Origin of the sequence: Aminobacterium sp. MB27-C1 (genome assembly GCF_030908405.1) — a bacterium.
In the GTDB taxonomy this organism is placed as follows: domain Bacteria; phylum Synergistota; class Synergistia; order Synergistales; family Aminobacteriaceae; genus Aminobacterium.
The window spans coordinates 1,756,603-1,780,015 of the sequence record NZ_CP133089.1; the positions used below are offsets into that span (position 1 = coordinate 1,756,603).

Sequence of the window (23,413 nt, forward strand, 5' to 3'; positions counted from 1 at the left end):
TAAAGAAAATAAGTCAGAAGAATACATTAGGACATCTAGCCACTTTTCAAGTTTAAAGGTTGGTTAGATGTCTTTTCCTATATCAAAGACTTCATAATTATAGAATTATCATAGGGAATTATGGTAAGGAAGGATGAGGGTATAAAAAAAGATCTCTGGCGGCGACCTACTCTCCCACAGATAGCCTCTGCAGTACCATCGGCGCTGGAGGGCTTAACTTCCGGGTTCGGCATGGAACCGGGTGTGACCCCTCCGCTATTACCACCAGAGATCTCAAACTTTTATTCTTTCGTACTCTAAACACAGAAATCGAGGAAAGAAAACCAAGAGAAAGTGAGAATAAGGCCTCGATGTATTAGTACCGGTCAGCTAAGAGCCTCACAACTCGTACACTCCCGGCCTATCTATCCTGTCGTCTTCAGGACACCTTACTTCCCTATCGGAATGGGGTATCTCATCTTGGAGGCGGCTTCCCGCTTAGATGCCTTCAGCGGTTATCCGACCCGAACATAGCTACCCGGCTTATGCAGCTGGCGCTACAACCGGTACACCAGAGGTTCGTCCACTTCGGTCCTCTCGTACTAGAAGCAGATCTCCTCAAATACCCTACGCCTATGGTGGATAGGGACCGAACTGTCTCACGACGTTCTAAACCCAGCTCACGTACCGCTTTAATGGGCGAACAGACCAACCCTTGGGACCTGCTTCAGCCCCAGGATGCGACGAGCCGACATCGAGGTGCCAAACCCTGCCGTCGATAGGAACTCTCGGGCAGGATCAGCCTGTTATCCCCGGGGTAGCTTTTATCCGTTGAGCGACGGCCCTTCCACTCGGAACCGCCGGATCACTAAGACCAACTTTCGTTCCTGCTCGAAACGTCTCTCTCACAGTCAAGCCACCTTATACCTTTGCGCTCTCTATGGGCGATTTCCATGCGCCCTGAGGTGACCATTGCGCGCCTCCGTTACTCTTTAGGAGGCGACCGCCCCAGTCAAACTGCCCACCTGACACTGTCCTCTGTGTCGTTTCAGACCTCAAAGTTAGAACTTCGGCATGTCAAGGGTGGTATCCCAACAACGGCTCCTGCAAAACTGACGTCCTGCATTCACAGCCTCCCACCTATCCTGTACATAACAGACCAAAATCCAATATCAGGCTACAGTAAAGCTCCACGGGGTCTTTCCGTCCCACCACAGGTAACTGGCGTCTTTACCAGTACCACAATTTCACCGGGTCCCTCGTTGAGACAGTGCTCAGATCGTTACACCATTCGTGCAGGTCGGAACTTACCCGACAAGGAATTTCGCTACCTTAGGACCGTTATAGTTACGGCCGCCGTTTACTGGGGCTTCATATCAAAGCTTCGCTTACGCTAACCTCTCCATTTAACCTTCCAGCACCGGGCAGGTGTCAGTCCCTATACTTCGGCTTGCGCCTTATGCAGAGACCTATGTTTTTAGTAAACAGTCGCCTGAGCCTGGTTTCTGCGACCACCCTTAGCTCTGTATCGTATATACACATCACCAGAGTGGCACCCCTTCTCCCTAGGTTACGGGGTCAACTTGCAGAGTTCCTTAACGAGGGTTTTCCCGCTCACCTTAGCCTTCTCAGCTAGCCCACCTGCGTCGGTTTCGGGTACGAGCAGCTTAAGACCTCCCTAGAGGCTTTTCTCGACAGCCGAGCTTCAATGACTTCGGTTCCGTAGAACCTCCCCTTCAGGTCTCAGAACTAACATCGCGGATTTGCCTGCAATGCCTTCCTACTCCCTTGGACCGGGTATTCCATCACCCGGATCACCTAGCTTTCTGTGTCACCCCTTCAGTAATAACGGTCTCAGGCTGGGGCAGGAATGTCTACCTGCTATCCATCGACTACGCTCTTCAGCCTCGCCTTAGGTCCCGCCTAACCCTGGGTGGATGAACCTTCCCCAGGAACCCTTGGGCTTCCGGTGAGTACGTTTCTCACGCACTTCTCGTTACTTATGCCGACATTCTCACTTCCATACAGTCCACACGACCTCTCGGTTCGGCTTCACCCCGTACAGAACGCTCCCCTACCGATAGTTGATACTCATCAATTATCCCGCAGCTTCGGCAGTATGCTTAGCCCCCTACATTTTCGGCGCAAAAGTCCTCGACCAGTGAGCTGTTACGCACTCTTTAAAGGGTGGCTGCTTCTAAGCCAACCTCCTGGCTGTCCAGGCACTCTCACATCCTTGCCACACTTAGCATACACTTTGGGACCTTAGCTGACGGTCTGGGCTGTTTCCCTCACGACCACGGACCTTCTCACCCGTAGTCTCACTCCTGCAATACAGTTATGGTATTCGAAGTTTGGTTGAATTTGGTAGGACCCCAGCTCCCCGCATCCATCCAGTGCTCTACCCCCATAACTGAACTCGCAAGGCTGCACCTCAATGCATATCGGGGAGAACCAGCTATCACCGCACTCGATTAGCTTTTCACTCCTATCCACAGCTCATCCAAGTCTTTTTCAACAGACAATGGTTCGGTCCTCCATCCGGCTTCACCCGGACTTCAACCTGGCCATGGATAGATCGTACGGCTTCGGGTCTATTAAACGAAACTCGCGCCCTATTCAGACTCGGTTTCCCTACGGCTCCAGTGCTAACGCACCTTAACCTCGCTACGTCTAATAACTCGTCGGCTCATTTTACAAAAGGCACACCGTCACGCGCCATACATCGCTGTATGGTTGCGCTCCGATTGCTTGTAGGCACACGGGTTCAGGTCTATTTCACTCCCCGCCAGGGGTGCTTTTCACCTTTCCCTCTCGGTACTGATTCACTATCGGTCACCAGTAGTATTTAGCCTTGGATGATGGTCCACCCTGATTCAACCGGAATTCCACGTGCTCCGGCCTACTCGGGAGATGTCTACAGAGTACATTTCCTGTCACCTACAGGGCTGTCACCTTCTATGGCGTGCTTTCCCAACACACTTCAACTAGAAAATGTATTGATAACTCTGTCGTGAGCCTGCGGACTCACTTTGACATTCCCTCGACCCCAAATACACAACGACCGCAGTCTTGACATGTATTCGGTTTAGGCTCTTCCCCTTTCGCTCACCACTACTCAGGGAATCTCTTCGATTTCTCTTCCTCCGGCTACTGAGATGTTTCACTTCGCCGGGTTACTTTGCTTACGGGATGCCTGTACTCCTACAGGCGGGTTGCCCCATTCGGATATCTGCGGATCAATGGTCGCTTGCACCTCCCCACAGCTTTTCGCAGCTTGCCACGTCCTTCATCGGCTACTGGTGCCAAGGCATCCACCGTATGCCCTTTATACCTTATTCTCTTACTTTCCCTCGATTACTTCCCTCTATTCCTATGTCAAGGTACAAAAGCGAAACAGGTAAGACGAAAATTCTTCACAGTCATTATCTACAAGAGAATATACATCCCCTTGTCATTTCTCCTTAGAAAGGAGGTGATCCAGCCGCACCTTCCGGTACGGCTACCTTGTTACGACTTCACCCCCCTCACCAGACACACCTTCGACGGATCCTTCCATTGCTGGTTAAGCCTCCGGCTTCGGGTGCACCCAACTCGGGTGGTGTGACGGGCGGTGTGTACAAGGCCCGGGAACGGATTCACCGCGGCTTGGCTGATCCGCGATTACTAGCGATTCCTCCTTCATGTAGTCGAGTTGCAGACTACAATCCGAACTGAGACCGACTTTGTGGGATCTGCTTGCCTTCGCAGGCTTGCTTCCCGCTGTATCGGCCATTGTAGCACGTGTGTCGCCCTAGGCATAAGGGCCATGATGACTTGACGTCGTCCCCACCTTCCTCCAGCTTGTCGCTGGCAGTCCATCCAGAGTCCCCGACTCTACTCGCTGGTAACTGGATGCAGGGGTTGCGCTCGTTGCGGGACTTAACCCAACATCTCACGACACGAGCTGACGACAGCCATGCAGCACCTGTGTACGCTCTGTACCCGAAGGTACAGTCCTTCACCTTTCAGATCCGTACCACGTACATGTCAAACCTAGGTAAGGTTCTTCGGTTTGCATCGAATTAAACCACGTGCTCCACCGCTTGTGCGGGCCCCCGTCAATTCCTTTGAGTTTCAATCTTGCGATCGTACTCCCCAGGCGGAATGCTTATCGCGTTAACTCCGGCACGGATGCCTCTCGACACCCACACCTAGCATTCATCGTTTACGGCCAGGACTACCGGGGTATCTAATCCCGTTCGCTCCCCTGGCTTTCGCGCCTCAGCGTCAGTTGCTGGCCAGTAAGCCGCCTTCGCCACTGGTGTTCTTCCCGATATCTACGCATTTCACCGCTACACCGGGAATTCCGCCTACCTCTCCAGCACTCTAGATACCCAGTTTCAACCGCATACATGAGTTGAGCTCATGCCTTTTACAGCTGACTTAAATATCCGCCTGCGCGCCCTTTACGCCCAGTAATTCCGGACAACGCTCGTCCCCTACGTATTACCGCGGCTGCTGGCACGTAGTTAGCCGGGACTTCCTCGTATGGTACCGTCACTTCCTTCTTCCCATACAACAGAGGTTTACGACCCAAAGGCCTTCTTCCCTCACGCGGCGTCGCTGGGTCAGGCTTGCGCCCATTGCCCAATATTCCCCACTGCTGCCTCCCGTAGGAGTCTGGACCGTATCTCAGTTCCAATGTGGCCGGTCACCCTCTCAGGCCGGCTACCCGTCATCGCCTTGGTAAGCCTTTACCTCACCAACTAACTGATAGGACATGAGCCCCTCCTTCAGCGGATTACTCCTTTCACCTCTCGGCATATGGGGTATTAGCAGCCGTTTCCAACTGTTGTCCCCCTCTGAAGGACAGGTTCTCATGCATTACTCACCCGTCCGCTACTAAGAACACATCATCTCTCCTCCGAAAAGTCGTGATGATATGCCTCCGTTCAACTTGCATGTGTTAAGCACGCCGCCAGCGTTCGTCCTGAGCCAGGATCAAACTCTCCATGAATTTCTTTTAAATTGACTGGCTTCCTCTTCGTCTCACCTATTCACTTTACAAGGTCCTGCGCTGCGCCGCTCTCCGTCGCAGTGCCCGAAGATAATACTTGAGAAACGCGAGACTGTCAACACCTACTTATGGATTACTTTTAAGTAGCATAGCAATCCATTTGACTGCAAAAGCTTACATATATTTATTTTCTGTTAGAATTTATCAAGACATATGTTACATAAAATGCTTTTTTATCTTAAAAGATAAGAATATTGAGTTCGACTAAAATATTTCTGTATAAATTATTTTATTCATCGTCCAGTTCAAGAATTCCTTCTTCAATAGCCAATTCGTCCTCTTTTTCAAGAGAATCCTCGTCATCACCTTCTTTGTCTTCTCCGATGACAAAGCCTAATCCTTCAGCTACTTTTGACATAATTTCATTCTTAATCTCTTCCATGAGGTCTGTATGTTCTTCAAGGTATTGGGCTACATTATCTTTTCCCTGGCCTATTGTCTCTCCTTTATAAGCAAGCCATGAACCCTTTCGCTTAACAATTTCAAGGTCAATAGCCATATCAAGCAATGACATTCCCACAGGAACGCCCTTCCCATAAATAAGACTGGCATGGGCAGTTCTGAAGGGAGGAGCCTGCTTGTTCTTTACTACTTTCATCCACAACTCATGCCCTATAGCCTCGTCACCTTTGCTTATAGTCTTTCCACGTTTAACCTCTATACGAACCGAACTATAAAACTTTAGAGCCCGGCCACCTGTAGTCGTTTCCTGGGGGCCACTGCTGTACCCTGTGCTGATCTTTGCCCGCAATTGGTTTATGAAAACAACAACACAGTTACTTTTTGAAATAGCCGATGTCAAACGTCGCAATGCATAAGACATAAGGCGGGCTTGTAAACCAAGCTGACTATCTCCTATTTTCCCATCTATTTCAGCTTGTGGCGTTAAAGCTGCTACAGAGTCAACAACAACTAAATCGACAGCCCCACTGCGCACCAACGTGTCAAGTACGTAAAGAGCTTGTTCTCCGCTATCTGGCTGTGCCACATATAGAGATTGCACATCTACGCCGAGAGAGGCGGCCAATCTTGGATCAAGAGCGTGTTCAGCATCTATAAAAGCTGCTATTCCTCCCGCCTTCTGTGCTTCCGCTATTGCATGAAGAGCGACAGTTGTTTTTCCCGATCCTTCAGGCCCAAAAACTTCAACAATCCGCCCTTTTGGAAGACCCCCTATTCCCAAGGCAACATCAAGAGGAAGTATTCCAGTTGAGATGACTTCCACCTGAATCTTGAGGGGATCCCCCAGACGCATAATGGAACCTTCACCAAACTTTCCACGAATGTCATCTATTGCCTGTTCAAGAATATCTTCCCGTGTTTGTGGATTTTTCTTTTTCGCCATAAAGTAAAAACCTCCCGATTTTTCAGTCCCCAAGGTCTCTTAAACGTTATCTATACCTTAACACTTTAATAAATATGTTTCCAGTGGGGTATAGTTTGCACCTTCAGGACGTAAATCACTTTTCATTAGAGTGATAGATTCTACTTTCCAAACAATATCATGAAACGTATATTTTTTTAATGTCTCTATGAGCTCTGGGGTAATAGACGAATTTGTCCTTATTCGAGCAAGAGTCAGGTGGGGATGAAATGTCTTTTTTTCTTTTTCGAAACCCGTTTTTTCTCCTGCCCTTTCTAAAAGTTCCTCTAAAAAGCAAAGATCCTTCTTTCCTTTATCTACGCCAATCCAAAGAGTTCGTGGTCTTGATAAAGAAGGAAACCCTCCGACACTATTCAAAGAAACTGTGAAAGAGCCAAGAGAAGAGTTCTGAAGTTCTTGTGTTATGAGGGAAGAAAATGAGTTCACCACATCTTCAGGCTGTTCACCACAAAACTTTAAAGTGAGATGAAGAGTTTTTGGATGGACCCATTTTATGTCCGGGAAATTTTTTTTCAAAAAGACAAGCTTGGAAGCCAATATTTTACGATATTGCTCTGGTATATCTACGCAAACGAAGGTCCTCATATGCCTGAGCATCCCTCCTCTTTTAAAGATCTCCACATATGCTCAAGAGCTACAGCCGCTGACCTTTTTCTGACTCTATCACGATCCCCTGAAAAGCATTTTACAAAGGTACGAGTTTTCTGAGAAGTAGCAACTCCAAACCAAACTGTCCCAACCGGCTTCTCCGACGACCCTCCATCAGGCCCTGCTATGCCTGTAACAGAAACAGCTATATCTGTCTTATAAGCTTTTAAAGCCCCCTCGGCCATGGCTGCTGCACATTCAGAGCTCACTGCTCCAAATTGTTCAAGAATATGGACTGGCACAGCAAGAATATTGTGTTTGGCATCATTACTATAACAAACGGCACTTCCACAAAAACAACGAGAAATACCTGGGATATCCGTCAATGCAGCACCAACCATTCCTCCTGTACAAGATTCTGCCGCAGAAAGAGTAATACCTTTGAGTGAAGCTTCATGATAGATAGCCTCTGGAATTGAACGGCAACCGGCAGGAAGACAGTCATGGGGCAGTAAAGAAAGAACATGAGTTCCTACTTCGTTAACAATTTTTTCACTGCCACTGAGTGCCAACTCAATAAGGTTGATTGAAGGAAGAATTGAAATATGCAAATCATTTCTTAATAAGACAGAGGATAAATGATCTTTTAAAAGGCTCTCTGCCCATCCCGTAACAAAAATTGAAAGCCGCGCCCCGTAATCTTGAGCCAATAAGGGAAGAATCTGATCTTCAGCCATGCGCTGAAATTCATCTGGAACTCCCGGAAAGGAAAAAATATTCGTCTGCTTGTAAGGGAAAAAAATACCTAGTGCCGATCCCTTGGAATTATGAACCGACGTCGTTCCTTGGGGAACGGTTCCTTGAGTATCTCTCGACCTTTCAACTGCTTCTCGTTCTGAAGGATTATATCTCTCCACTATTTTGTTATAGGCCTTATGGTCGCAAACCAAAGATACGCCGAGAAAATCTGCAATAGCCTGCCGTGTTTTATCATCATGAGTAGGGCCTAATCCTCCCGAGAGAACAAGCATATCCACAGAACCTGCCCAGCGACCCAAAGCACCGACAATATCTTCCTTTTCATCGGAAACAAATTCTATCTCTTTGATTTGCCACCCTGCATCTGCAAATTTAGAAGCTAACCACGAACAATTTATATCTCTTCGAATTCCACTGAGTAACTCATCACCAATAGCTAAAAGTACTGCCCGTTTCACAACGAATCATCTCCCAAGAAGAAGCTGAAAACCTCCTCCATAATAGAGCCAATGTATTCCCCATAGGATTAGATTTGTTATTATTCCGCCAACAACGTCATCGGCCATAATTCCAAGCCCACCGGGAAATTTTTCAGCGGTAGAAACTGGTATGGGTTTTATAATATCCACAATTCTAAAAAGGAAAAGGGCAGGGAGCCAAAACCCCCTGGGGAGGCAAAACATAGAAATCCATGTTCCGATAACCTCATCAATGACCACTTCTTTCGGGTCATTTTGTTGTGTTTCTTTCGCATATACATCAGCTGCCCAAATACCAAGCAACATCACAGCTATAATGCCCAGCAAGGGCACCGGCAAAAAAACATAAAAAAGGAAGGCCGCTCCTGACCCCACTGTACCAGGCATGGAAGAGAAGAAGCCAAGACCCCCTAAAGTCGCAATATTTCCCGCTATTGAAAGTTTTTGTTTCATTCTTTTATCTCCAAACCCAGAAGGTCGTATTCCTGCGCATCTGTGATTTTAACATTAACAAAGGAGCCTTTCGCTAAATGTGAACCGTTGATAACGCCTACAAGGCCATCAACTTCCGGAGCATCTCTGTATGAACGTCCCCATGCCATATTGTCTTCCATATCGATATTTTCTATCAAGACTGTTAATTCTTTTCCAACAAAAAAGTTCTGTCTTTTCAATGAAATCTCGCTCTGCAATTCCATAAGTCGTGCATAACGCTCTTCTTTAATGTGTTGAGGGATTTGGTCAGGCAATTTAGCAGCAACAGTTCCCTCTTCGGCGCAATATGTAAAGGCACCAACTCTGTCAATTTCCATGTCTTCCATAAAATCAAGAACCTCTTGAAAATGTTTCTCTGTTTCTCCGGGAAAACCAACGATGAATGTTGTCCGCAAAGCAAAAGAAGGATACTCTTTTCTGATATAACCAAATAAATTACGAAGGCTTTCTTCGTTCTCGGTTCTATTCATGGCCTTCAAGATTTCCCCGTCAACATGCTGTATGGGTATATCAAGATAAGGTAAAACTTGTTTCTTCGATGCAATGTAATCCACGAATCTTTCGTCTATTCGTGCTGGATGAAGATATAAAAGACGTAACCATATATCTTTTGGCAATGCCTCTGTCAAAGCATCAAGCAAAGGAACAAGAGACGATTTGCCATAAAGATCTCGTCCGTAAATGGTAAGATCCTGGCCTACGAGACAAATTTCTTTGGCACCTTTTTCTGCAAGCTGGCATGCTTCGTGCGTAAGTTTTTCTATAGGATTACTCCGTGCTCTTCCTCGAATAGAGGGGATAGTACAATACGAACAGAAAGTATCGCACCCTTCTCCTACTTTCAAATATCGAGTCCAAATCTTGGTTTCTGGCAATATTCCTCGTTGCCAAGAAGAGGAAGGTGCACCTCCTAGTTGACGAATAACTGTTTCCCAATCTTCGGCCTGAGCCCAGATATCGACAGAAGGAAATTCTTTCTTCAAATCTTCTCCGTAACGATTGACCAAACAACCAACTACACCAATCCGAAGAAGCTGCCCTTCTTCTTTTAATTTTTCCAGATCCAGAATAACGCCTATATTCTCTTCCACTGCCGGTTGAATAAAGCCACATGTGTTAACAATTGCTACTTCCGCGTCATCTATAGTATCAACAACCTTAAAACCAGCAGATTCCATCATCCCGATAAGGTTTTCGCTATCGACTGAGTTTTTTGCACATCCAAGACTTATAAAATAAATGTTCACTCGCTCACCCTGCCTGTCTTTCCATCAGAAGAATAAAATATATGAACGACACGAGAGCCATCACCAGGGCGACCGAGATCTTCACCTTTCCATGAAACAAGAACATCGCTTGCACGCCCATATGTAACCGTTACTCTCTCTTTTACTTCAAGTGTATAGTTTTTCCCTTTTTTCAAAATTCCTTGGTAGAGGATTCCACTTTGGGAGCGCACACGCACCCAGCACTCACCTTTACTTGTTATATCAAGAACAGGCAATTTTGAAACAGCTTGAGATTCAATATCTTCTTTTTCAGGTTTCTCCGCATTTTCACTAGAAGATTGACCTTCTCCTTGTGACGTTGTCACAAGAGATGCTGCGTCACCGCTCTTTTCAGTAACATCAATAGATGCCCCATCAGAAAGAGGAGAGGTATCTTGGGAAACCACATCGGAAGAGGCAACCACATTATTTCTTTCTCCCAGCATCTTTTCCTCATTTTGTTGGGCTACCTGGTCAACAGAGAAGCCACCTTCTCTCCATGAATACCATACATACCATCCTGTTCCAATTACGGCCAAAATCAATACTACTATTACCCAAAAACGTGATGCTTGGCGAAACCCCTTCGCTGGGGGAGAACATGCGCCAACAACTTTATCCGCCTCTGCATCTTGTTTGTGCATATCATATAGGAGAGGCTTGTAATATTCCCATAAATCATCAGCATCTATTGTTCGTAATACAGTCCGTAAAAAACCCCGAGCATAGACCAACCCCGGCAATTTCTCAAAGCGGCCTTCCTCAATGCTCTCTAAGAATTGAACACGTATTTTCGTCAGATCTGCTACGTCCTGAAGACTTAACTCTAATTCTTCTCTTCTCGTTTTGATAGCTCTACCTAGTTCTTCAAGAGTTATTTGACGTCGTTCCTTTTTCACAGACCGCTGCCCCCCTAACACATTCTCTCAGCTCACGAATCGTTTCAGCAGGGTCAGGAGTTCCAAAGACGGAACTTCCCATAACGACTACATCGCATCCTGAGTTCACTACCTGCTTTATCGTTTCTCTTCCGATCCCTCCGTCCATTTCAATAAGGAAGGAGAGGTTGTGAGCTGCACGATACCTAAAGAGATCTACTGTTTTCTGTAGCGTCTCACCAATAAAAGATTGACCGCCAAATCCTGGATTAACAGACATTACAAGAACTAAATCTACCATCGATAGAATAGGAGAAACCCATTCTATCGGCGTCGCGGGATTAATAGCTACACCTGGCCGGCAACCAAGTTCCCGTATTCGCGAAATTACACGATGGAGATGAGGTGTTGCCTCTACATGAACAGTAAGATAGTCAGTTTTTGTCGCTGCAAAAGCCTCAATAAAATCTTCTGGTGGCTCTACCATCAAGTGCGTATCTATAACAGCAGATGGATATTTTTTTCGGAGGGCCTTTGCCAAACTAGGCCCATAAGACAAATTAGGAACAAAATGACCGTCCATAATATCCAGATGAAGCCAATCATAAGTATCCTCAAGGGAAGCAATACTTTTTTCCATATATAAAACATTGGCAGAAAGAAGGGACGGGGCTACAAGAAAAGACCTCCGTTCTTTCTCTAGCGGTAACGATCCTGCCATACAAATTCACCTCCGAGAAAGATAGTAACTACCCCTTCATCTACATAAGGAGCTTCAAGAGAAATGTACTCTCCACCTTTTACATCACGGTTTAAAAGAACTGTTGTGCCGCGATCATCAACCATTTCAATCTTTAATGGCATTTGTTTAGTAAGTGGAGGCACTTGATACCGTATTTTTGCAATTTTGCTGCCCGCTGGTAAAGGCGCAGGTTTTGTAATGGCCTCTTTTTGAGAAGGCTTCGAAACAGGAGCTACCGTCGATGACTGCTGAGATTGAGGCTTCGAAGACGGCGGCATAACAGGAACGAGCGTTCCTGTTTGCGTTACAGACTTGGGCTTGGAAGCGACCTCCGCCTGACTTTCCGATTGCTTCACAGATACTGACGGAGCAAGCCCGGGAGCAGCAATCTGTAGCTGTTCCGTTTCAGCCTTTTGTTCCGTCACAGTTTTTTTCATGGAAGCTACCTGAAGAATGACCCCTTGTCCCCGTTTCAAAGATGTTCCTACTTTCGGACGAATAGATATAACCATTCCCTCTGGAGAATTTTGAGTGTAGACATATTCTACATTGGCAACAGAAAGCCCCGACTCCTCCACTAGCTTTCTGGCAATTTGTTCCTGACGTTGCAAAACATCAGGAACAGCTATCAAGCCATTCTGAGAAATTTGTCCCTGGCTTACGAGTAAATCAATTTTCCTCGTGCTCTCTACCATGACAGGAGCAGCCGGACTTTGAGCTATAACAGTTCCTGCCGCTCTTGAATCATCATTGACACGTATAATATCTCCAACCTGGAATCCAGCTTCTTCTAACTTTTTAAGAGCCTGAGAATACTCAAGACCTCGCACGTCGGGAAGAGCCAATCTGTTCCCGCCTTTGCTTACTTTCAGCACAACAGTGGTATCTTTTTTCATTCTGGCTCCTGGATCTGGCCATTGAGCTAAAACGGTTCCGCCAGGAAGATTAGATTCTATCTGTTCTACCTTTACTTTAAAACCAATGCGATTTGCCTCATCAACAGCCTCAACAAGAGACATTTCTTTTAATGGTGGTACAGCTATGCCCTTGCCACCCTTCCAGATAGTCAATACGGCCATTCCACCAGAAACTACAATAATAAGAAGAATCAGGACCATGACCCATTTATACATTTTACTCATTTTTAACCCTCCTGAGTTCTTTTCAGGATTGCAGCCATGTAAAATCCGTCAAGCCACGGCAGCTGTGGCCATATATATGTTCCCCACGGCCGTCCCTTACGTAAATATCGTCCTGAAATAGGAAGAGACATTTCCACTAGGCTCTTATCTTCTGCCAATATTTCTGCTATAACCTGCTCGTTTTCCTGCCGCAACAAGCTACATGTAGAGTAGAGGATAATTCCTCCTTGTGCAACAATTTCAACTGCTTTTTTCAAAAGTTTTTTCTGAAGTAATACAAGCTCTTCTAGTTTTTCTTTAGTAAAAATCCATTTTGATTCAGGATGCCTGCTCCACGTTCCACTTCCTGAGCATGGGGCGTCCAAAAAGACTAAATTAGGTGTAGAACGAGGGGTCATCTTAAGAGAATCACCTTGATGTATCGTAACGTTTCGTGCACAAGAAAGACGCTGCATTTCTTTTTTTGAGGCGATGCTTCTTCCCTTTGAAAGTTCCCATGCTTCTATTAAAGTAGAGGGTAATAATGTTGCTATTTGTCCAGTTTTGATTCCTCTGCCAGCACACATATCGAGAATGGAACCTTCTTTCCACAAACGGCGTACCATTTCAGCAACGAGCATAGACGATTCACTCTGCACTGTAACTGTTCCCTCGTTAAAACCTGGGATCTCCGGAGGAAAGGCAAAGGAAGCCGTTCTTACAGAATAGTCGACCAACGGAGAAGGCCAACCGTATATGCGATTTTTTTTCAGGTTCTCCAAAAGATCGGGGATATTTGTCTGAGGCAAAACCCTTAAAGAGGCATAAGGGCGTACACGAAACAGATTAATCAGTTTAGAGGCTTCACCCTGACCGAAAGCATCTTTCCATTGGTAAGCAACCCAAAGAGGGATTCCCCCAAAGAGAGCTTTATCTTGAAAAGAAGTGCTCCTGTGAATTTCTTCCATGACTATATGTCCACGCTCTTCCACTCTATGAAGAACAGCATTAACTATACGAGACTCGTTCTGTTGGCCTTTTCTTTTTACTTCGTCAACCAAGGCACTTACAAGCACCTGAGGAGAAAAATGTTTCAATTCTAAAATCCCCGCTGTACCGACAACCAGAGCGTGACGTGTCGGCCAAGAAAGAGAATCGAAAGGATGGCGTAAAAAAGTTTCACTGATTTTTCTCCAAAGTGTTTGACGTCGAAGAACTGCATAGATAAGGGTTGAAGCTAATATTCTATCGCCTTCCGTCATATGATTTGACACGCGACGAAGAGATTCGCTAGCAAATCGCCCTTTTGAAACGTCTGTTAATACATGTAAAGCTGCTTCTATTCCTCTCATGAAAAAAGAACCTCCGGTTCAAGCACTTGGGATTTTTGTCGCGTTCGAATAAAAAGCTGCGTCGGGCCATATACATACATCCCGCCCAAGCTCTTATGAGCAGATCGTACCTCTATACCCGATATTTCAAGACTTCGAACGTTAGAATCTGTAGTAATATATCGTTGAGCAAGTGAGCTTGTCATTGGCCCCAATATATGAGCAATGAACAAAGCTATTACAACATTTAGCACACTCAAAGATCCTGTAGATAAAAGCAATAGGATGAACAACAGAGAAGAGAGTGTATTGACAACAACAACTGTCGTGCCACACCGAGGATGAATCGCCAACGACGACTCCCCACGTTTCATTCGCTCAAGAGCCTCCTGGGCAGCATAGAGAGCTACTGAGGGTTCTACCAACCCTTTCAAAGAAAAGCCATCTTCATATGACATTCCTTCAATATTGCACCGTCCCAAAGACTCTTCAAGAACATGTATTGCCCCGTGCTCTAAAGCGTGATTTTTCCGCACTTTTTTATTAAATAACACTCGAAAAAGCTGTGTAGGACCAACAATAAGCCACATAAAAGAACTCGCGGCAAAGCCTAACGGTAAAAGGATGAGGAAAAAAACAACAAAAAAGAGTAATGCAACCAACCCTGCCCACGGAGCAATAAAAAACATGAGTAGTAAAAGTAAAAAAGGCATAAAAACCATCCTCTTATTAAAATAAAAAGTGAGGCAGCATTATCGCCACCCCACCATCATATCGCACCTTTTGCAGGGACGAAAGCCACTAATCGCGATTACCAAACATTCCACGAAGAAGTAAGAGACGAGCTAATTGTGCAAAAGCCATGACGGCTGCGGCGACATATGTTAAGGCTGCGGCGTTTAAAACAGCCTTTGCTCCACCAACTTCGTCGGAACCAAGAATTCCCGTATCACCGAGAAGCTTCAGGGCTCTCGAACTTGCGTCGAATTCCACCGGAAGAGTAACGAGATGGAATATTATTACTCCCACAAAGAGGAGAATACCCACGTCCATAAGAAGCGGTCCTCTAAAAAGCAACCCCAAGAAGAAAAGTGGGAAAGCCAGTGACGAACCAATTCCAACTACTGGGACTACAGCATTACGAAACTTCAAAGGAGCATAATTTTTCTGATGCTGCACTGCATGTCCAACTTCGTGAGCGGCAACACCTATAGCAGCAATACTCGTGCTGTTATAGACTCCTTCCGATAAGTGTAATGTTTTATCTCGAGGATCGTAATGATCCGTAAGTTGTCCCGCTACCCTTTGAATGGGCACATTGTACATTCCAAACTGATCAAGGAGTGCTCGAGCCGCCTGAGCTCCCGTTACTCCCTTTCGTGAAAGAACACGGCTATATTCCGAATAGGCTGTTTTAACCTTCATCTGAGCCCAAAAGGCCAGAATTACTGCTGGAATCAGCAAAACAAAAGTAGGATCGAAAAACAACGGAAACACGCCATCACCTCCAACACTATGGCATTTTAGTTTATTTTATAGAAATATTATTTTTATACATCCGTATTTTACACGGTTGGAGGATAAAGAGCAATATTGGTCAAATTACTTAGAGTAATAATCGGCTATTGAAGAAACAATATATCTTTGCTCCTCTTCCGTCAGCTCTGGGAAAATAGGTAACGCAAGACATTCATGGCTTAACTTTTCTGCAATAGGGAAATCCCCTTCTTTATAATTCAACGAGCCGAAACACTGTTGAAGATGAAGGCAAAGCGGATAGTATACACGCGTCGTTATTCCCTTCGTTGCGAGATAAGAAGAAACGCCATCACGATCAGAAACTCTCGGAACATACTGATGATAAATATGATAATTTCCTTCTAATTCTTCTGGAGCATCTACTTTATCGAGAAGGTCATATTCAGCAAAAAGCGTCTTATACCGATCTGCAACAAGACGTCGTTCCTCGTTCCATTCATCCAAATGATGCAGTTTAACTCTTAAAACAGCTGCTTGTATAGCATCAAGACGGCTGTTAAGTCCCACCTCTTCGTGTATATATGTTGTTCCTGCCCCGTGTACTCTGAGTTTTTTCAGACGTTCAGCCAGTTCTCCATCCGAACTTACAACCATGCCACCGTCTCCATATCCTCCCAAGTTTTTAGTGGGGAAGAATGAATAACAACCTATAGTCCCCCAAGCGCCAGCTCGTCTTATTCCCCCATTGGCCTTTCTCCAAGCTCCAAAAGCTTGAGCAGCATCCTCTATTACAGCAATTCCCTTTCCTTTCAATTCTTCCTCTATCTCTTCAAGAGGAACCATTTGTCCAAAAAGATGAACCGGGATAAGGGCTTTTGTCTTAGACGTAATTTTCTCGCGAACCTGATTGAGGTCAAGATTATAGGTTCGCGGATCTATATCTACAAAAACAGGGACAGCTCCAAGTCGAGTTATACAGCTTACTGTAGCAAAAAAGGAATAAGGGGTCGTTATTACTTCATCCCCTTCTTTTATATCTAAAGCCATAAGAGCAAGATAGAGGGCATCACTTCCCGACGCACAACCAATAGCAGTTGCCCCCTCAAGATAACTGGAGACTTCATCTTCAAAATTCTTCACAGCAGGGCCAAGAATAAAGTATTGGCTCTCCAAAACTTCATTTATGGCTTCTCGCACCTCATCTTTAATACGAGCATAATTTCTAGTAAGATCAAGTGTTGGTATTTTCATTTCCATATTATATTTCCTCCTCAAATACAAACTTATAAAAGGCATTATGACAAAAAAGCCCCTTCTCTGCTATATATCTTCACATGATCCCATGTATTTTTGGCAAAAAAAAGAGGCTGGATTGCTCCAGCCTTTCTCATCTTAAAAATATTGAAGTAAAGTTTTACTCTTCTCTTGCTCTTCGTAAACCTTCAATAGCATCTTGAAGATGGGCTCTTAAAAGTTTTACACATTTTTCAGAATCGTGATGACGAAGCGCCACTAAAATTTCTCTATGAGCATCAATGCTGGGCATCGTCTCAAGCTGATAAAATGGATCATAAAATACTACATAAGCATTTGTGCGAGCCAAAATATTTTCTACATATTCGGATAAAACTTTATTACCGCTTGCGTCGGCAATAGCTTTATGGAAGGCTTCATTGACCTCAAGATACTTTTCAAGGTCTTTTTCTTCTATGGCTCGACCCTCTTCTATCATCGCCTCTTCCAGGCGGCGAAGATGTCTGTCTCCAATCCTCTCAGCAGCAAGCTTGATTGCTAAAGTCTCCAACTGGTCTCGTACCAAAAAGGTATCCTCTATCTCTCGCGCTGTAGGTGCAGCAAGACGAGCTCCACTATTAGGGATAATAATAACCAGACCCTCGCTCGCTAATCTTCGTAGCGCCTCGCGGACAGGAGTACGGCTGACCCCCATCTGAACAGCAATATTCACCTCCGGAAGTCTCTGCCCTGGTTTTAACTGCTTTGTTATGATTTTGTGACGTAATTCCTGATAGGCATAGTCAGCAGAGGTTGTATATAATCTCGCTTCTCGCATTTAAAAATTCCTCCTTGATTCAAGTAAACAATTTTAATTGTATAAGAGTCTGTCTTTTGCATAAATAACTTTAACATACGTCATACGGCTCTACAAGATGTAAAAATGGTAAAATACGCTAAAAATAAAAAAATAACTGAATTGATCTCATTATACAGCATACCTAATAACGCATACAATAGGAGGTCTCCCATGAGACAATGTGTATTGTTACTCTCTTTTGCAACTATTATTTGTTATGGATATGCCCTTGCCGGGCTTGGAGGTTTTTTTCTTGGAAAAGGAAACGTCTTATACATCGGTCTCGGACTGCCAGGAGGTACAGTATGTGGCATTTTAGCCATATGGCTGTGGAAAAAGTATTTACATGCCCTTCAAGAAGAAAATGACCTCTATAAAAACGCTCACAAATAGACTGAAGGACGTAAAAAAGAACCCCATGCATCATAGAGACATTGAACAACACAGTTCATATGTTCACTCGAAACACCGCAAACAGACAAGCGGACAGCTTCGACTCGTTTCTCATCTAAAGAAAAAACATTTCCAGGAGTTACGAGAACTCCGTGGTGGCAGGCTTTTTGTGCTGCATCCCACCCATCAAGACCTGGCAAATGAAGCCAGAGATAAATTCCTCCGTCAGGTATCGTAAAAAAAGATGTCGGTAGTATCGCCGATAAAGCGGAACCTAAAGCTTTCATTCGAGATTCCATAATACCCCGAGCCGATTCGAGGGCTGATTCAAGCCCTTTATTTTCTATAAATTTCTGCACTATAAACTGATCAAGCGAGGATACAGGCCCCCATTTACTTGCTTGGAGAGAAAGAAAAACTTCCATCAATCGATCTGGAATAAGAGCATATCCCAATCTCAATCCAGGAAACAAGACCTGACTGAAAGACCCAAGATAGAGTACTCTCTCTGAATTTTCCATAGCCTTGAGAGCCGAGACACTTGCCTCACCATAACGTAATTCCCCGTAAGCATCATCTTCCAATATCCAAAATCCATTTTGGGAACTCGCCTGCAAAATCATCTGCCGAACTGCAACAGAAATGGTCTTTCCCGTAGGGTTTTGAAAACTGGGAACCAAATATAACACATCAGATCCAGACAGGCATTCATACCACGTTTCAGTTATTTCTTCAAGAGGCGGCAGCACTTCAATACATACCCCTTCAGAACGAGCAATCATTACAGCGTCAGGGTAGGTCAATTTTTCCACCCACATTTTTCGTATACCAATATTTTTTAGGGCTTCAATAGAAAGAGCCAAACCGTGGCGTCCCCCTGCAGTGACAAAAACATCTTTCCAAGATGCAGGGATTCCCCTTGATGCGCTGTGTTCAACTAAAACTTGTCTAAGAGAGTTAAGTCCAGCATGTGGTGCTTCACATAAAGCATTATGTCCCCAAAAAGCAAGAACATCCCGTGCAATACGTGATAAGTCTAAAGAAGGAATAAGATCTGCAGAAGGTCGAACTGTATCTAGATTCCAATATGTATCGGTTTCTTCTTCTATGCTCTCTTTCTCTATCACTTTTGGGGTGACATATGTTCCACTTCTCCCACGCTCTATAACATAGCCATAGTCAGATAAAAGCGAGTACGCCTCTGTGACTGTAACCCTTCCGACACCAAGATCTTTAGCTAATTTTCTAGACCCCGGCAATTTCAAACCTGCCGGTAAGGCTCCTTTTTCTATCATTTTTTTAAGATGAAAAGCTATTTGCCGATATAAAGGTGTTTCAGATTCGTGATCAAGAGGAATTTCGATCATTATATTTACCCCTTTTAAAAAATGTATTTATTTCAACAAAACATTATAGCTAATTAAAATGCGAAATTGTTACGTTGCAAAAAAAGAACATTCAACAGATACTATCAAGAGATATGATCAATTACATAAATACGGAGTGAGATAAAATGAAATATGAGAAAAATTCATATTTTTCCCATGACGTGTCAAAAGATGTTTCTTTAAAAGATACAGATTTATTGTACCGTCAACTTTTTTACAGAATTTTTGACCCGCTCGCATTATATAAAGTTAACTACGACGCGAAAGGAAAGGCAACCAGCGTTGTTTTTCTCGATATCAACCCTGCATATGAACGTGTAATGGGGGTCAAAAGACAAAATATTATCGGGCGGTCTTTTAGCGAAGTCTGGGGGGCTTCAGAAAAGGAATGGCACGATATAGTTTTACAAGTTGCAAAAACAGGAAAATCAACTCATTACGAAGGACTTAGTCCAGCGACAGGAAAGTATCTTCATGCTTTGGCGTTCAGCCCACTGGAACGTCAAGTAGCTGTGATCTTCCTTGATCTAACAGAATGGAAACGCTCAGAAGATGCCTTGCAACGAAGTGAAGCACGACTTATAGAGTACAGGGAAGAACTTAGAAACCTGGCAGCACAACTTTCGCTAACAGAAGAAGCTACGCGCCGCAAATTTGCAACAGACCTTCATGACCGTGTGGGGTATTCTTTGGCAACTATTATGCATCGCCTTGAAAAGTTAAGCAAAGAAGCTCCCAGTGAATCTTTTAAAAAAGAGATAGAAAATACAATGGGAATGCTCAGTGATGTTATTCAGGATACTAGAGCAATGACTTTCGAGATAAGTTCCCCTATTCTCTATGAAGTAGGTCTTGAGGCCGCCCTGGAATCTCTCACCGAACAACTTCTACGTCCGCGAAACATTACTTATGATTTTAAGCAAAACGGCATTCCAAGCCATACAATAGATAAGAATATCAGTATCTTACTCTATCAAATGACTCGTGAACTTCTCATAAATGTAATCAAGCACTCAGAAGCAAGTCATGTATCAGTACGTGTCTATCGGGGACAAAAAAGAGTGCGAGTTGTTGTCGAAGATAACGGAAAAGGGTTTAAAAAACAAAACGAACCACACTGGGGGAAATGGTCTGGCTATGGCCTTTTTAGTATTCGCGAGAGGCTTCACACTATAGACGGTTCAATTCAAATCATCTCTGAACCTGAAAAAGGAACAACCATTTCTCTTGTTGCACCAACACATATGGAGATTCGTAAGGGGGCATTCGCATGAATAAGAAAATACGCATCCTTCTCGCCGACGATCATAAAATTTTTCTCGATGGACTGAAAGATTTACTCATAAAAGAAGAAAATTTCAGCGTCATTGCCATTGCTGAAAATGGCCTGGAAGTTTTGGAGCTTATCCCCCAAAGCCAACCCGATATTATCATCATGGATGTGACAATGCCAGGCCTCAACGGTATCGAAGCAACACGTATAATATCGAAAAAGTACCCTAATATAAAGATTATTGCACTATCTATGCACTCAGATAAACGAATTATTTCAGAAATTTTAAGTGCAGGTGCACGAGGCTATATCTTAAAGGAGTGCAGCATTTCAGAGTTCGTACAAGGCATTAAGACTGTTATGGAAGAAAATGTCTACCTTACTCCTAAAGTTTCAACTATACTGCTTGAAGATTATTTACGTCTTCGCAATGAAGCCTTCCACCCACAAGAAAATAAGCTTTCTCCTCGGGAAGCAGAAGTTTTGAAGCTCTTAGTAGAAGGCAAAAATACGAAAAAAATTGCTTCTGAATTATCTATTAGTAAAAACACTGTCGACACTCACAGAAGAAATATTATGGATAAACTTGGTTGTGCAAACATGGCGGAACTTACCCGATACGCTCTCCGAGAGGGACTTGTCGACTTAGACGAAGACCTATAGTGTTTTTTGTGAATAGGAAATCATACTTTTACTTATAGCGTCTAACACCTTCTTCTTTTTATACTTAGCCTGCGAAAACAAAAAAATAGTTTGTTTTCGTCTTCGCAAGTGAAAACGAAAACAAGTTCAAAGAAGGCGGAAGGAGGTGTAACTATGGCTCCATTTGAAGGCAAAAAGTTTGTACTTCTTGGTGAAAGAGACGGTATAGCCGGTCCTGTTATGGAAACAATTCTCAAATCCATAGGATGTGAGGTTGTTTTTTCTGTAACTGAATGCTTCGTTTGAACCGCAGCAGGTGCAATGGATTTGCAAAATCAACAGCGAGTTAAAGATGCCGCAGATAAATTTGGTCCAGAAAACGTAGTCGTTGTTCTTGGAAGTTCCGATGCAGAAGGCGCTGAAATTTACGCTGAAACTGTTACCGCTGGAGATCCTACATTTGCAGGTCCATTAGCAGGAGTCCCGTTGGGACTCGCAGTTTTTCACATTTTTGATCCCCTATTTAAAGACAAAATTGATCAGGCTGTATGGGAAGAACAGCTTGGCATGATGGAAATGGTACTGGACGTCGATGCTCTCGTCGAAGCTGTTAAAGGCATGCGAGAAGAACATAGCCAGTATCCTTTATAGGTCTGTTGTGTTCCGGCAACAGATCTTTTGTTGCTGGAACTTTACGGCTCGATAAGAGCTACTCCCAAAAGTGAAAGGAAGCGTGACTCGATGAAACTCGAGATCGGAAAGTTTTTTGTGAAAGATATCGTTTTCGGAGACGAAACAGCTTACAACAACGGTATTCTCACTATAAATAAAGAAGAAGCGTTGCAAGTCGTTATGGAAGACAGCCACATGACCGAAGCCGATCTTCATATCGTCCGTCCAGGAGATGAAGTTCGTCTTGTACCTGTAAAAGATGCCTTTGAGATGCGTTGCAAAGTCTCTGGAAGTGAAGGAGTTTACCCTGGTTGCACATCTCCTGTTGCTCCAGTAGGTTTTGGTCGCACGCATGCCTTGGCTGGTTGTTCTCTCCTTGTTGTAGGAAAGCACTGGGGCTCATTCCAGGATGGCCTTATCGATATGAGCGGTCCCGCACAGAGAAATACCATTTACGGTTTGATGCCTAACCTCGTTCTCGTTGGTGACACAGATGAAGAGTTCGAGCGTCGCGAGCAGCAGAAGAAAAACAAAGCTCTTCGCTGGGCTGGTATGAGACTCTCTGAGTATGTCGGCCGCTGTGTAAAAGATATGACACCTGAAAGCATTGAAACATGGGATCTTGAACCAGTTAACAGAAGAACTTCCGAAGTACAGCAATTACCTTCAGTTGTGTACGTAGCTCAGCCTCAAACGCAGATGGAAGCCATGGGATACAACACTCTTGTTTACGGTTGGGATGGAAACCATATGCTCCCCACCTTTATGCATCCCAATGAAATTTTAGACGGAGCTGTCGTCTCTGGAAGTTTCATGCCTGTATCATCAAAAATCTCTACCTATGAATGGGTTAACAATCCAACAGTTAAGCGTCTTATGAAGGAACATGGAAAAACTATCAACTTCCTAGGCGTCATTATGTCAAACCTTAATGTTGTTATGGAAGAAAAAATTCGTTCAGCCAATATGGTAGCACGTATGGCATTAAACCTTGGTGCTGATGGGGCAATCGTAGCTGAAGAAGGATATGGAAACCCCGACGTAGACTATATTCAGACAATAGTTGAGCTTGAAAACGTCGGGATAAAAACAGTCGGACTCTCCAACGAGTGTACAGGTCGAGATGGAGCCTCTCAGCCCCTCGTTGCCCTTGATGAAAAGGCTACAGCCCTCGTATCATCAGGAAACGTTTCTCAGATTCATGAACTTCCTCCGATGAAAACAGTTCTCGGAGAACTTGAATCTCTTGCACGTGACGGACTTTCTGGTGGATGGGAAGGATGCGTTCGAGAAGACGGGTCCATAATCATGGAGAATAACGCTATGTTCTGCGCTGATCATATCAGTGGATTCTCCGTAAAAACCTGTGCAGACTTCTAGGAGAGGTGAAT

General features: G+C 44.4%; 19 protein-coding genes and 3 rRNA genes. 5 read left to right on the plus strand and 17 right to left on the minus strand.

The annotated features are described in order from the left end of the window. Positions 1 to 153: 153 nt before the first annotated feature. From rrf to RBH88_RS08635, 16 genes are all read right to left on the minus strand, one after another. Positions 154 to 269, minus strand: a 5S ribosomal RNA gene (rrf, locus tag RBH88_RS08560). Positions 270 to 335: 66 nt separating this feature from the next. Then, a 23S ribosomal RNA gene (locus RBH88_RS08565) occupies positions 336 to 3,320 on the minus strand. A 127-nt stretch (positions 3,321 to 3,447) separates the two neighbouring features. Next, positions 3,448 to 4,978, minus strand: a 16S ribosomal RNA gene (locus RBH88_RS08570). Together the 16S, 23S and 5S rRNA genes form the textbook arrangement of a ribosomal RNA operon. Before the next feature lie 289 nt (positions 4,979 to 5,267). Further along, on the minus strand, positions 5,268 to 6,383 hold the full coding sequence (recA, locus tag RBH88_RS08575; protein ID WP_213691793.1) for a recombinase RecA: 1,116 nt from the start codon (positions 6,381 to 6,383) through the stop codon (positions 5,268 to 5,270). A 57-nt stretch (positions 6,384 to 6,440) separates the two neighbouring features. Further along, positions 6,441 to 7,007 carry an RNA 2',3'-cyclic phosphodiesterase gene (gene thpR / locus RBH88_RS08580; protein WP_213691794.1) on the minus strand — a complete coding sequence of 189 codons (567 nt, stop codon included), beginning with the start codon at positions 7,005 to 7,007 and terminating at the stop codon, positions 6,441 to 6,443. Next, the gene (locus RBH88_RS08585) at positions 7,004 to 8,227 is read right to left on the minus strand and encodes a CinA family nicotinamide mononucleotide deamidase-related protein (protein WP_213691795.1); all 1,224 of its coding nucleotides are present in this window, start codon (positions 8,225 to 8,227) and stop codon (positions 7,004 to 7,006) included. Before RBH88_RS08585 ends, thpR begins: the two co-directional genes overlap by 4 nt. 6 nt (positions 8,228 to 8,233) lie before the next feature. Beyond that, on the minus strand, positions 8,234 to 8,701 hold the full coding sequence (locus tag RBH88_RS08590) for a phosphatidylglycerophosphatase A (RefSeq protein ID WP_213691796.1): 468 nt from the start codon (positions 8,699 to 8,701) through the stop codon (positions 8,234 to 8,236). Further along, positions 8,698 to 9,990, minus strand: coding sequence for a 30S ribosomal protein S12 methylthiotransferase RimO (rimO, locus tag RBH88_RS08595; RefSeq protein ID WP_213691797.1), 1,293 nt, complete (start codon positions 9,988 to 9,990; stop codon positions 8,698 to 8,700). The genes RBH88_RS08590 and rimO overlap by 4 nt, the downstream gene beginning before the upstream one ends. Then, the gene (locus RBH88_RS08600; protein ID WP_213691798.1) at positions 9,987 to 10,910 is read right to left on the minus strand and encodes a RodZ domain-containing protein; all 924 of its coding nucleotides are present in this window, start codon (positions 10,908 to 10,910) and stop codon (positions 9,987 to 9,989) included. Before RBH88_RS08600 ends, rimO begins: the two co-directional genes overlap by 4 nt. Next, a complete protein-coding gene (gene rpe / locus RBH88_RS08605) occupies positions 10,879 to 11,610 on the minus strand; it encodes a ribulose-phosphate 3-epimerase (RefSeq protein ID WP_213691799.1) in 732 nt (243 codons plus the stop codon). Before rpe ends, RBH88_RS08600 begins: the two co-directional genes overlap by 32 nt. Then, positions 11,589 to 12,773 (minus strand): PASTA domain-containing protein, encoded by a 1,185-nt coding sequence (locus tag RBH88_RS08610; protein ID WP_213691800.1) that lies wholly within the window; start codon positions 12,771 to 12,773, stop codon positions 11,589 to 11,591. Before RBH88_RS08610 ends, rpe begins: the two co-directional genes overlap by 22 nt. A 2-nt stretch (positions 12,774 to 12,775) precedes the next feature. Then, entirely contained in the window at positions 12,776 to 14,104 is a 1,329-nt protein-coding gene (locus RBH88_RS08615; protein WP_213691801.1) for an RsmB/NOP family class I SAM-dependent RNA methyltransferase, read from the minus strand. Next, positions 14,101 to 14,796 (minus strand): DUF6391 domain-containing protein, encoded by a 696-nt coding sequence (locus RBH88_RS08620; RefSeq protein WP_213691802.1) that lies wholly within the window; start codon positions 14,794 to 14,796, stop codon positions 14,101 to 14,103. Before RBH88_RS08620 ends, RBH88_RS08615 begins: the two co-directional genes overlap by 4 nt. Positions 14,797 to 14,884: 88 nt before the next feature. Continuing rightward, positions 14,885 to 15,580, minus strand: coding sequence for a zinc metallopeptidase (locus RBH88_RS08625; RefSeq protein WP_213691803.1), 696 nt, complete (start codon positions 15,578 to 15,580; stop codon positions 14,885 to 14,887). 105 nt (positions 15,581 to 15,685) lie between these two features. After that, the gene (locus tag RBH88_RS08630; RefSeq protein WP_213691804.1) at positions 15,686 to 16,819 is read right to left on the minus strand and encodes a DegT/DnrJ/EryC1/StrS aminotransferase family protein; all 1,134 of its coding nucleotides are present in this window, start codon (positions 16,817 to 16,819) and stop codon (positions 15,686 to 15,688) included. A 157-nt stretch (positions 16,820 to 16,976) separates the two neighbouring features. Further along, complete coding sequence (locus RBH88_RS08635; RefSeq protein WP_213691805.1) at positions 16,977 to 17,633, minus strand: GntR family transcriptional regulator; 657 nt, start codon at positions 17,631 to 17,633, stop codon at positions 16,977 to 16,979. Positions 17,634 to 17,825: 192 nt separating this feature from the next. Between RBH88_RS08635 and RBH88_RS08640 the strand changes: the two genes are divergently transcribed. After that, entirely contained in the window at positions 17,826 to 18,047 is a 222-nt protein-coding gene (locus tag RBH88_RS08640) for a hypothetical protein (protein ID WP_213691806.1), read from the plus strand. Here the strand turns inward: RBH88_RS08640 and RBH88_RS08645 are convergent. Beyond that, the gene (locus RBH88_RS08645) at positions 18,038 to 19,414 is read right to left on the minus strand and encodes a PLP-dependent aminotransferase family protein (RefSeq protein WP_213696007.1); all 1,377 of its coding nucleotides are present in this window, start codon (positions 19,412 to 19,414) and stop codon (positions 18,038 to 18,040) included. The two genes, RBH88_RS08640 and RBH88_RS08645, sit on opposite strands and share 10 nt — an antisense overlap. Before the next feature lie 146 nt (positions 19,415 to 19,560). Here RBH88_RS08645 and RBH88_RS08650 point away from each other — a divergent pair, with 146 nt between their 5' ends. The 4 genes from RBH88_RS08650 (at position 19,561) to RBH88_RS08665 (ending at position 23,402) form a co-directional block, all read left to right on the plus strand. Next, the gene (locus tag RBH88_RS08650; RefSeq protein WP_213691808.1) at positions 19,561 to 20,709 is read left to right on the plus strand and encodes an ATP-binding protein; all 1,149 of its coding nucleotides are present in this window, start codon (positions 19,561 to 19,563) and stop codon (positions 20,707 to 20,709) included. Beyond that, positions 20,706 to 21,371, plus strand: a complete 666-nt coding sequence (locus RBH88_RS08655) for a response regulator transcription factor (protein ID WP_213691809.1) — start codon at positions 20,706 to 20,708, stop codon at positions 21,369 to 21,371. The genes RBH88_RS08650 and RBH88_RS08655 overlap by 4 nt, the downstream gene beginning before the upstream one ends. 153 nt (positions 21,372 to 21,524) lie before the next feature. Continuing rightward, on the plus strand, positions 21,525 to 22,001 hold the full coding sequence (gene grdA, locus RBH88_RS08660; RefSeq protein ID WP_213691810.1) for a glycine/sarcosine/betaine reductase complex selenoprotein A: 477 nt from the start codon (positions 21,525 to 21,527) through the stop codon (positions 21,999 to 22,001). 90 nt (positions 22,002 to 22,091) lie between these two features. Continuing rightward, on the plus strand, positions 22,092 to 23,402 hold the full coding sequence (locus RBH88_RS08665) for a glycine/sarcosine/betaine reductase component B subunit (protein WP_213701366.1): 1,311 nt from the start codon (positions 22,092 to 22,094) through the stop codon (positions 23,400 to 23,402). Positions 23,403 to 23,413: the final 11 nt, after the last annotated feature.